This window comes from Tatumella sp. UCD-D_suzukii (assembly GCF_000611875.2).
GTDB lineage: Bacteria > Pseudomonadota > Gammaproteobacteria > Enterobacterales > Enterobacteriaceae > Tatumella > Tatumella ptyseos.
On sequence record NZ_JFJX01000041.1, the window covers coordinates 1 to 727 of the forward strand.

Here is a 727-nt window from a genome sequence, read left to right on the forward strand (position 1 = left end):
AAGAAGATAAGTGGGAACTTTTCTTTTTCTGCAATCTCTTAATCTGAGCCTGCACCTCATGATGTTTCAAGTATGCAACAAGAGTACGGTGGCGACTTCCTTCGTTCCACATAACAGTTGTTTCATAATCAATAGCACGAGTCTTTTTAGTCTGACCGTTGGATACATTGCGCAAGAAAGAAATCACCTTGTTAGCAATGTGATCATTTGCGACTTTTGCACTGAAAGTTACATCTATGCGACCAACTACCGTATTAGTTACATCACACAAATCATAGAGTTCAGGCATAGCAGCAGCAAAGGCACCGAAAAATTCCAGACCGCACAACTCAAAAGAGGTAGGCCCAAAAATATTGTGACCTTGTAACAATTTCGCCGGAGATGCTTTCAGCTCTACACATGGCTCGAAATTCTTACCGCCCTCAAAAATTTTCAATGCGATCCCAGCATAATGAGAAGGGATAGATTCGTAAGGATGCTTAAGCCCCGATACAGTCAAATCACCATCAATGGCGTATTCTACTGTATGGGCGGCAAGAGTCAGACCAGAAAGGCGGGCAACCTCAGCAAGGTTCACATGGGAAACATAATTTCCCTGTGAATCAAGACGCTCCGATACAAGAGAGCTTTTAAACGGTATCCTTAAGACCAGCATATCAATCATGACTTCAAGCACTCAAACACTCACCATGTGCGTAATGTAGCACATGTAATTCCCAACGCAACT

General features: G+C 42.8%; 1 protein-coding gene. It reads right to left on the reverse strand.

From position 1 onward, the window contains the following. A partial coding sequence (locus tag CG67_RS07585) for a phage/plasmid replication protein, II/X family (protein WP_235501115.1) occupies positions 1 to 676 on the reverse strand: 676 nt, incomplete at its 3' end. Between the last annotated feature and the right edge of the window lie 51 nt (positions 677 to 727).